This window comes from Brevibacillus sp. B_LB10_24, from assembly GCF_046036945.1.
In the GTDB taxonomy this organism is placed as follows: Bacteria; Bacillota; Bacilli; order Brevibacillales; family Brevibacillaceae; genus Brevibacillus_C.
Map to the genome: position 1 here is coordinate 1 of NZ_JBJQOQ010000064.1, position 9,100 is coordinate 9,100.

Genomic DNA, 9,100 nt, shown 5'->3' on the forward strand with positions numbered 1-9,100 from the left:
CGAGAATAAGGGAGAAAGACTCAAATTTTAAGGGGTTAAACCGGTTTTGAGGCTACAATTGTTGCTGATCTTGAGGACTTAACAACTGCAGAAATTGAATTCTCAGTAGACGTGAAAAGTGTCGACACGCGAAACCAAGAACGCGATGATCACCTTCGTTCTGCGGATTTTTTTGATGTCGAACACTACCCTAAAATGACGTTTAAATCAACTAAAATTACGAAGAAAAGTCCTGGTGAATACGAGGTAACGGGTGACTTAACGATTCGAGGAACCACTCGGCCGGAAACTTTTGTGGTTAGTTACGAGGGAAGCGGAAAAGACCCTTGGGGGAATGAAAAAGCAGGTTTTGAGGCTCATGGGTCAATCAGTCGAAGTGAATATGGGCTGACGTGGAACGCCGCATTGGAAACCGGTGGAGTGTTAGTGGCGGATCAAGTCCAAATTTCACTGGACATTCAAGCAGCCAAGCAAGCATAAAGAAAAGTGACAATCCGGATAAACTGTCGACACAGATAATGTGTCGGCAGCTCTGTTTTTGTTGTCTTGCGAAAACGAGTGCCCGAGTAGTTAACGATTCGATTCCAATATGGTCGTAAGTTGGGGTGGGGGATGAGTTAGGCGATATAGGAAACGTTGAAGCAGAAAAATAAAAAACCACTCCGATCCGAGTGGTTTTTTAATCGCGCATAGCTCCTGCCTCTCGAGACGTCATTGCACCTTGTCCTTCGCTTATATCTTCTTGAATTTCTCGTTTTACTTTTAGTGCATCGGTTTTGGCAAATTCCGGGTTGAAAATAGAACCTAAATTCTCATTAGCTTGTTGATCCTGTTGCATACAAGTCCTCCTCAATTTATTGTTCACCAATCTTATTATTTACAAAAAAGCACGCAGTATATGCCGAGGCGATAATCAGTTCGAATAAATAATCCGCAACGATCCAATTTCATATTTTCAAAAGGTACCGGAGGGAGACCGACAGCGATTACGTTTCTATTGGGGCATTCAAAACAAGATACTTTACCGTTTTATATGAGACGTTACAGACACCATATGCGATTGCATCAAAAGGAATTGACTTGAATTGAAGAGGAGTTGGCCCAATCATCTTAACATAGACAATTTACGCAAGCGTCACAAGCATCCTACAAGGTAGATAAACAATAGTAACACGATGGGTTGGTTTCTAATGCGAATACATAAGAAAATCTAGGATAACAAAGTTTGTATCTTTCAGATGGAGGGTAATATGCAGTGTAAAAAACAAAAAGGGTGTTTAATTTGGGCTTCTTTGATCGATTATCTGGTAAAGATGTTACCGAAAAAATAGAAGAATACAGCGAGGTCTACGGACAAATTCTCTTAGGTATGCATGAGAAGCTTGAATCAATGGAAAAGGATCTCGTAAGGTATAAAGATATAACAAGCGAAGTAAATGCGGTTCGATTATTCGAGGAGAATCGGATCAAGCTTGTCCATGAGATACAGAGTTTACAAGAGCAATTGCATCATTCGATTCACAACCTTGAAACAGCACTTCAAACCGTCAGCCAAGATTATCAAAAGTCGATGAAGGCACTTCAAATAGAAGTAAAAACACTTGATGAGCGTACAAACATTTTACAAAATGATTATGTTACTCTTCAAATAGAATTTCATGAAAGGGAGAGCGATTGGCAAAATAAGATAAAAAAGAGAGATATTTACTCCCTGACAGGGTTCTCTATTCTTATATGCCTAACTTTATTGGCTCTTTGGAGGAGCTGGTAAAATTGGAGGAGACGCATATGAAAGATGATATAATGCTCATCGCAAGCAAATATAAGAAGCAAAGCGATACGAAAAATAAAATAAAAGAATTGTATATACGATATCTTAAGAATAGAGAAAGAACATTGTTAGATGCAACGATAGCAACATTAGCATTGGGATCAATCCTCGAACAGGGATCACAACCAGAACTAACACCTCAAATGGAAGAAGCCTTTCACTTAGCCTTTCCGCATTTGGATTTAGAGGATGTGGCTTCATACGATACAACTCAATTACAAGGACTGTTATCAGCTTGGAAAGGTAAATATTTTGAAGTCCTTGTTCGAGATACATTAAATAACGGCGAACACGTAGGAGATTTAGGTCTCGAACCTGGTCAAGTAGCAGAGTTGGCAGAAGACCCTACACAACCTGGATGGGATTTGCTGATCCGAAATGATGATGGGACAGTAGCTCAAGAAATACAATTGAAAGCAACTGAGTCACTAAGCTACATAAAAGATGCAATCGAAAAATATCCGGATATACAGATTATGTCAACAGATGAGGTATTGCATCATTCAGATGCAATTGTAGAACATATTTTAAACGCTGGTATATCGAACACTGAAATAACGGATCATCTCTCCAAGTCCGCTTCTGCAATCCAGGATAGTAGTGCATTCGAAGATATAATGGATTTTACTTTACCCGGCCTTCCTTTTATCCTCATTACTCTTGGAGAGGGAAGGCAGGTTCTGATGGGGAAAAAGCCATTTGAAATGGCTTTGGCGGATGGGTTGGACCGAGCGATCAAATCAGGAGTAGCAATGGGGGTAGGGGGCCTCGTTGCTTTTTTAGACGGAGGACTGTTAAGCATTCCCGCAACCTTTATGACCAGACTGGGAATAGATCGTTTCCAAGTAATGGGTAAATCTGCAGATTTATTAGAGGAGAGATCTAAAATCATTCTGGATCTAAAACCCCTATATTCCTTTGGGCAAGGACATTCGGGTAAATAACACCCAATCCAGCAACATCTTCTAGGTTTTATGTATAGGAGATAAGGAGAATGTGTCATGGATATGTTTGACAATATCTCAAAAAGTGTCTTTCCCCTGTTTGCGGAAGGTTGGGACAAGTTTCGTTCTTACCTAGGGCGCTTTTTTAAAGACTTCGATATCCATTTATTGAAGCTAAAGAAGGTAATCGACGAATCTAAGCGTGAATTAAGATATTTCTTGGAAGAGCGAGATCGAATCCATAAGGAACTGCGATTAAAAGAATGGCATATTGATCGATTAAGACGAGAGTTGTCTTCGCTGAAAGAAGATCAACATGCTTCCTATCAATCTGTACATCATGAATTAACGCAAAAACTGGATGAGCTGCTGCATATCCAGGCAAAATTTCTGGAAGTTGATGCAAAGATTAAAAGTTATGAGCAGAAGTTACGTCTCTTGACGGAAGAAAAAAGAACAGTTGAAGAAGACAGGAAAAAGATTCGATCAGAGTACGAACAAATCAATAAAGCTTACCATGAAAAAGAAAACGAACTAAAAATCCTAACGGCTGAAATTGCCGGCTTAAAAGAAAAGGAACTGTATTATCAATCCATTTTGGAGAAAAACCAAACAAATGAAGATACAGAAATAATCAGGGATTCCTTAGAGCAACTTCAAGTATCTTTAGAGCAAAAGGAAAATGAAAGAGCATCTCTTGAAAAAAAATATGACGAGCTTGAAACCAAGAAAAAAGAAATAGAACGTGAATTAATCCAGATGACACTCCTTCTTCATGAAAAGAGCGCAAATATCCTCCAATTAACCAACCAATTGGAACAAGTAAACTTGGAAAAAGACAACTATCGTGAATCTTTGGCAAATGCCGAAAAGGACCTGAAACATTCCCAAAACCAAGTCAATTATTATCAGTCGGAGCTGACAACACTGGAGAAAAAAGAAGCTGAACTGCAAAAAGAATTATTACTTGCCAATCAAGAAAAGGATCAACTACAGGCCATAGCCGAATCACAACTTACGGAATTTATTTCTTCGATGGATAAGTACGAACAAGATATTCATCTACTTCAAGAAGAACTGGAAAAGCAGCAAAACGAAAATGCCATGCTCGTGTATGAACATGAAAACGGAAAAGTTTTAAGTGAAGAAGAGCGAAAAATATTAGAAAAGGAATACGAGCCAAGATTTCATGCCATTTATCCGAATATGGTTTTCACGCCGCAATTTTTCATGGATTTTTTTCATCTTACTGTATCTGATCGAATAAAGGTCGAATTGAAAATTGCACAATTGCATTATCGATTCGATTCTGTAGATTCCAGCATACGAAAAAATACCGTAAAGACGCGAATTGGCGCTATTGCAGAATTCCCTTTTTCTCAGGAAGGAAGGATTTATTTTAGAAGGCACAATCACTTGATATACGTGTACCGGTTAAACCGGACCAAAAACGAACAACCGTTTGTAATCAAGTGGTTACAACATTCACTTTAGGCAGAAAAAAAGCAGTAGAAGGTTGAAGCCGCACAGATAACCGGTCCCAACATTGGATGGTGAACAATCATGAAACCAACATTTATTTCACAAGGTTTGTACCAGGACAGTTTCTCCGCGGGAGACTGGTTAAAAAGAACATTTCTGAGCAACAGATACCATTCGTTTTACGGATATATCGCCTTTGTTAGCGAAGGTGGCGTAAAGAACCTGTCAAAGGAGATTTCAACCTTCTGCAATAGAGGGGGAAAGGCTTCGTTTTATGTGGGCATCGATCAACGCGCCACCTCTAAAGAAGGATTGGAAGCATTGATGGATGCAGGTCCTGAGCTGTTTATATTCCGCAGCCAGGATCATCACATCTATCATCCAAAGAATTATGTGTTCATCGGGGACTCTCACAGCAGGGTCATCATCGGTTCATCCAACTTCACATTTGCAGGGTTGTTCCAAAACGTAGAGTCATCAGTCCTGCTTGACCTGGACATGTCAGCAGAAGAGGACTGCCTCTTTCTCGCAGAAATCATGGATGGCTTTGAAGCCGTACGAAAAGAAGACAGCGAACACGTCTGGCCGGTTTCCCTTGCACTCATCAACCAATTATACGAAGCAGGCATCATTCCCAGTGAAGATGACCGGATCAAAGCGGATGAGCGCTCGATTACACTCCCTGCGTTGAATCAAACTCCAGTCGAAGAGAAGCCCGTTGAAAACCAATTGGACAACAATATGAACCTTGAATGGTCAAGAGATGAAAAGTTCAATCTTGAAACGTACCGCACCGTGTTTGCCGTTGCTCAGGTACTGTTAGAGCATCCTGCCGGTTTACATTATCGAGAAATAATAGATACGATTCAGGCAGAGTATGATTTTCGGGAGAGTTCGATTCGGCAAGAGCTTTATTTGAATGATTTCTTTGAATCGGTCGACAAGAAAGGCAGTTGGATCATAAACAAAAAGGGGTGGGAAGCGTACCACCAAAGATTTGAAAAAAATATAGACAAGCTGAAACCGCTGCGAGAAGTATTCCGCAGACGCGCCATTAACGCCGGCAAGAGACAGCTGCGTTTAACGAACGAAGATTATCGGCGGCTGGATAAAGAAAAGTTCATTGAAACGGCGATGAAGTATTACGCTTATGTGATGTACAAGTTTGCCCACAGACACAAGACTTACTCGATTACCCTTGAAGATCAGTATCAGAGCGCGTATGAGGTATTTTACAAGATTTACGACAAATATACTGCTGATGACGGAAAAAGTTTTAACCGTTTCTTCGTTGTTAATTACCTGGCAAAGGTATTGCGTAACAAAAGAGAAAAGCATCTTATCCGTACGCCGGTTTATCAATTCGATAACTTTGAAAAGCAGGATCGAGTCATTGAGGAACAATTATTGCAGGGGATGGTCGATGAAATACGTTCTATCGTCAATAACCCAGAGTATCTTCAATGGAAAACAGACTATATCAGTTTTGAGCAGCTGTACAGCTTTGAACAGATGGACTGCATTGAATACGAGGAGTCCCGAGCGTATTTGTATACCTATTTTCATCAGCCTCATCTGCTTCATACGGAAGATCGGTATTATCGGTCGATGTCTATTGACAACATAGCAGAACCGGAACATACCAGCAATGATAAGCTGCTTGTAACGGATCACTATGATTATGAGAGCGAGCAAATCTTGAACGATCTTTGGAACCACCTTGATAATCAAAGGCGGGTTAACATCCCCCGATCGGAAGTGTTAAAATACCGCTTTGGCATGCACCCGGATGATTACGGCAAAATATATACGCTCGACGAAATCGGGGAGATCTACGGTGTGACCAGGGAGCGAGTTCGGCAAATTGAAGCAAGAGCCCTGGAAGTACTGAAAAACTATCTAGCCGGCAAAGGATTGACACTGGTTGAGCTGCTTCCTTAAATACCTTGTTCAACGAATGGCCAGCATCACAAAGCATTGGATGACGCTTTTGCCATCGAAAGGATGTGCTATTCCTTGTCATTTAACAAGAGAGCAGAGATGCACTTATCCAATTACAAAAAAAATAAAATGGGGACTGACCAGAATGGCACTTTCCGAGGGGCGTGAATATTCACATATTTTACCCAAAGAGTTGTTCAGGCTCAATATTTTGGACCCTTATCGTGATCAGTTCTTCAACGATCCCATCGCGGAAGAAATCAAATTCCATCAATTTTTCCATCACGTAAACTCTTCTCAAGCGGTATGTATCAATTATTATTACCCTTTTATCACGGAGGGAAAACTGGAATGGATCGCTGAGATCTTTGGTTGTCAGGATCGTGTGAGTGAATGGGCCTTTGAAAAGGTCGTGGACAAGGCAGAACAAACCAACTTCGATTTCTATATGAAAGCAACTGGCGGCAAACAGCTGTTTTTTGAAGTCAAGTACACCGAACAAGAATTCGGTACAGCAAAAAACGATGAGTCTCATCAACGGAAATACCATTTGATCTATTCCCGCCGTCTTAAGGGCAAAGTAAAGAAATGCTCTATGGAGGATTTCTTTCGACATTATCAGATCCTGCGAAACATCTCTTATTTGGAGATTGATTCAAAAGACGAATTATAAGTCCGGCTATTACCTATACAACGGCCATGGCGATGTCGTCTCAATCACGGATGCGAACGGGGAGACGCTCAATCGCTACGAGTTCGACAGTTGGGGCAACATCGTCTCGCAGCAGGAGGCCATGTCCAATCCGTTCAAGTATACCGGGGAGATGTACGACAACGAGTCCAAACTGTATTACCTGCGGGCTCGGTACTACGACCCGAGTGTGGGGCGGTTTATCTCGGAAGATACGTATAAGGGGCAAGTGGATAATCCGTTGAGTTTGAATCGGTATACGTATGTGCATAATAATCCGTTGAGGTATTTTGACCCGACAGGGCACAATTTTTGGGATGACCTAACGAAAGGGCTTACAAAGGCTAAAAATGATCTTCCTAAAGGAGTAAAAAAAGCAGCCAATGAACTTCCGGGGGCATTGAATAAGGCGGCAAACGAAATAATTATAGACCCAATAAAGGAAGATATTTATATCCTGAATGATGGCGCTTTAGGTTGGAGCGATGCCGGGGCAGCTGCAGATTTAGGGTTTACCATTCTAAGTGTGGGTGGTAGTAAAAGGATTACAGGGTTAACCAAGGCTACGAAGGGTACTAGTAAGGCTGTATCTAATTTAGATAAAATAAAATCATAAATAAAAAAAGGAGAAATAAAAGGAAATAACATAATAAGTAAGATTGATGATAATACTCAGGTTATATTTAGAAAGGATACGGGGATAAATGCACATCCGATAAAACCTAAATATCCTAATGCTGTCGACCATTACAATGTAGAAATGCAAACTAAAACTTCTGCAGGTAAATGGAAATCTAGAGATTCATATCATATTGTGGTTGATTAAGATGGAAAAATCATTGATAGATTTTAGAAAGGAGAAGAAACGTTATGAAATATTTGATTGATATAGAGAACGATGAAAATGATGACTTTGAAAGATTGGCAGATAATGTAGGTGTGTTACAAGTATTTGATAGCAAAGGAAACGAAATAACTAAGTCATCAAAAGTATCATTATTTCTGAGTAAAAATGCTCTAATAGGTTTAGGAACTGAGTTGATAAGGTTGGCTCATAATTTTAAAGAAGGAAAGCATTATCACATAGAGCCAGCAAGTAAAGAGATAATGGTTCAAACACTAGGAATCTTTTTGACGCCCGATAGTTGTGAATTGATTGTGGGTTGTAGTGATGAAAAAGTTATTGATGAATATTTTAAAGAATTAGATAATTAGTCATTTAACACGGATCTGTCAAGAAAATTCATGTAAATTGGGTTTGTTAAGATTTTTGTGTAAAACTCAATCATCCATGTATGAAAAGGTTTCATCCCCCTAATTGGAACATCTTTTTCGGAATCAATGAAGTCCAGGGCGTAAGGCGAAGCGAACCCTTGACACCAGTAGTGGAGAAAAAGATAATCCCTTCGGGGATGAAGCCTTTCATTTGTTAGCGGATGTAAGGCTGTACTCGATCCTTTAAGAACGCAGATAGTTGTAAGAGAATTTGTCCCCAGTATTGGATTTGTCCCGTCCACTTTCGTAGGACATCCATGGTTACAAGATATAACATCTTTAGAAGCGTATCATCAGAAGAAAACATGGCTTTTCCCTTTATAACTTGCCGTCGATGATAATTCTCGATGACGTTGGTTGTATAGATCATCTTTCGAATTCTCTGCAGGGTATTTCAAGAAAGTGGCAATCTCGTCCCAGTTATTCCGCCAGGATGCGGTCAGCAACAAGTCAGGGTATTACTTATACAATAGCCATGGCGATGCCGTCTCAATCACGGATGCGAACGGGGAGACGCTCAATCGCTATGAGTACGATAGCTGGGGCAACATCGTCTCGCAGCAGGAGGCCATGTCCAATCCGTTCAAGTTGGAACAATCTCAAATAACAGGAGGGCGAAAATGTATATTTGTCCGGTATGTGGTTATGACAAACTAGAAGAGCCACCATACGCTAGTGAAGATGCATATAGTGGAAGTTTTGAAATTTGCAGTTGTTGTGGTNTGGAACAATCTCAAATAACAGGAGGGCGAAAATGTATATTTGTCCGGTATGTGGTTATGACAAACTAGAAGAGCCACCATACGCTAGTGAAGATGCATATAGTGGAAGTTTTGAAATTTGCAGTTGTTGTGGTTTTCAATTTGGTGTCGATGATATTGACAAAGGATTCGGTTTAACCCCTTAAAATTTGAGTCTTTCTCCCTTATTCTCGCA

General features: G+C 40.3%; 8 protein-coding genes and 3 pseudogenes. 9 read left to right on the forward strand and 2 right to left on the reverse strand.

From position 1 onward, the window contains the following. Window positions 1-45: 45 nt before the first annotated feature. A pseudogene (locus ACI7RC_RS27420) lies at window positions 46-480 on the forward strand (YceI family protein); the annotation flags it as partial. Window positions 481-679: 199 nt separating this feature from the next. On the opposite strand, the gene ACI7RC_RS27425 reads toward ACI7RC_RS27420, so the two are convergent. Then, window positions 680-838 (reverse strand): hypothetical protein, encoded by a 159-nt coding sequence (locus tag ACI7RC_RS27425; protein WP_408111338.1) that lies wholly within the window; start codon window positions 836-838, stop codon window positions 680-682. Window positions 839-1,282: 444 nt separating this feature from the next. Between ACI7RC_RS27425 and ACI7RC_RS27430 the strand changes: the two genes are divergently transcribed. From ACI7RC_RS27430 to ACI7RC_RS27460, 7 genes and pseudogenes are all read left to right on the forward strand, one after another. Next, on the forward strand, window positions 1,283-1,771 hold the full coding sequence (locus ACI7RC_RS27430; protein WP_408111339.1) for a hypothetical protein: 489 nt from the start codon (window positions 1,283-1,285) through the stop codon (window positions 1,769-1,771). 17 nt (window positions 1,772-1,788) lie between these two features. Next, the gene (locus ACI7RC_RS27435) at window positions 1,789-2,775 is read left to right on the forward strand and encodes a hypothetical protein (RefSeq protein WP_408111340.1); all 987 of its coding nucleotides are present in this window, start codon (window positions 1,789-1,791) and stop codon (window positions 2,773-2,775) included. Between the two features lie 57 nt (window positions 2,776-2,832). Beyond that, window positions 2,833-4,269 (forward strand): coiled-coil domain-containing protein, encoded by a 1,437-nt coding sequence (locus ACI7RC_RS27440; RefSeq protein WP_408111341.1) that lies wholly within the window; start codon window positions 2,833-2,835, stop codon window positions 4,267-4,269. A gap of 264 nt (window positions 4,270-4,533) precedes the next feature. After that, a complete protein-coding gene (locus ACI7RC_RS27445; RefSeq protein ID WP_408111342.1) occupies window positions 4,534-6,198 on the forward strand; it encodes a sigma-70 family RNA polymerase sigma factor in 1,665 nt (554 codons plus the stop codon). A gap of 145 nt (window positions 6,199-6,343) precedes the next feature. Continuing rightward, window positions 6,344-6,871 (forward strand): PGN_0703 family putative restriction endonuclease, encoded by a 528-nt coding sequence (locus ACI7RC_RS27450; RefSeq protein ID WP_408111343.1) that lies wholly within the window; start codon window positions 6,344-6,346, stop codon window positions 6,869-6,871. Continuing rightward, window positions 6,870-7,196, forward strand: a pseudogene (locus ACI7RC_RS27455) (RHS repeat-associated core domain-containing protein); the annotation flags it as partial. The gene ACI7RC_RS27450 and the pseudogene ACI7RC_RS27455, both read left to right, overlap by 2 nt. Window positions 7,197-7,759: 563 nt before the next feature. Continuing rightward, window positions 7,760-8,104, forward strand: a complete 345-nt coding sequence (locus ACI7RC_RS27460) for an Imm32 family immunity protein (RefSeq protein WP_408111344.1) — start codon at window positions 7,760-7,762, stop codon at window positions 8,102-8,104. A gap of 214 nt (window positions 8,105-8,318) precedes the next feature. Here ACI7RC_RS27460 and ACI7RC_RS27465 read toward each other — a convergent pair. After that, window positions 8,319-8,622, reverse strand: a pseudogene (locus ACI7RC_RS27465) (transposase); the annotation flags it as partial. On the opposite strand from ACI7RC_RS27465, the gene ACI7RC_RS27470 reads away from it, so the two are divergent. Next, window positions 8,567-8,821: an RHS repeat domain-containing protein gene (locus ACI7RC_RS27470; protein ID WP_408111345.1), complete on the forward strand. Its 255-nt coding sequence runs from the start codon at window positions 8,567-8,569 to the stop codon at window positions 8,819-8,821. The pseudogene ACI7RC_RS27465 and the gene ACI7RC_RS27470 sit on opposite strands and share 56 nt — an antisense overlap. Window positions 8,822-9,100: the final 279 nt, after the last annotated feature.

Coding starts and splice junctions, on each gene's coding strand:
- ACI7RC_RS27440 (WP_408111341.1), top strand. CDS start 2,833: ATGGATATGTTTGACAATATCTCAAAAAGTGTCTTTCCCCTGTTTGCG.
- ACI7RC_RS27460 (WP_408111344.1), top strand. CDS start 7,760: ATGAAATATTTGATTGATATAGAGAACGATGAAAATGATGACTTTGAA.
- ACI7RC_RS27425 (WP_408111338.1), bottom strand. CDS start 838: ATGCAACAGGATCAACAAGCTAATGAGAATTTAGGTTCTATTTTCAAC.
- ACI7RC_RS27435 (WP_408111340.1), top strand. CDS start 1,789: ATGAAAGATGATATAATGCTCATCGCAAGCAAATATAAGAAGCAAAGC.
- ACI7RC_RS27450 (WP_408111343.1), top strand. CDS start 6,344: ATGGCACTTTCCGAGGGGCGTGAATATTCACATATTTTACCCAAAGAG.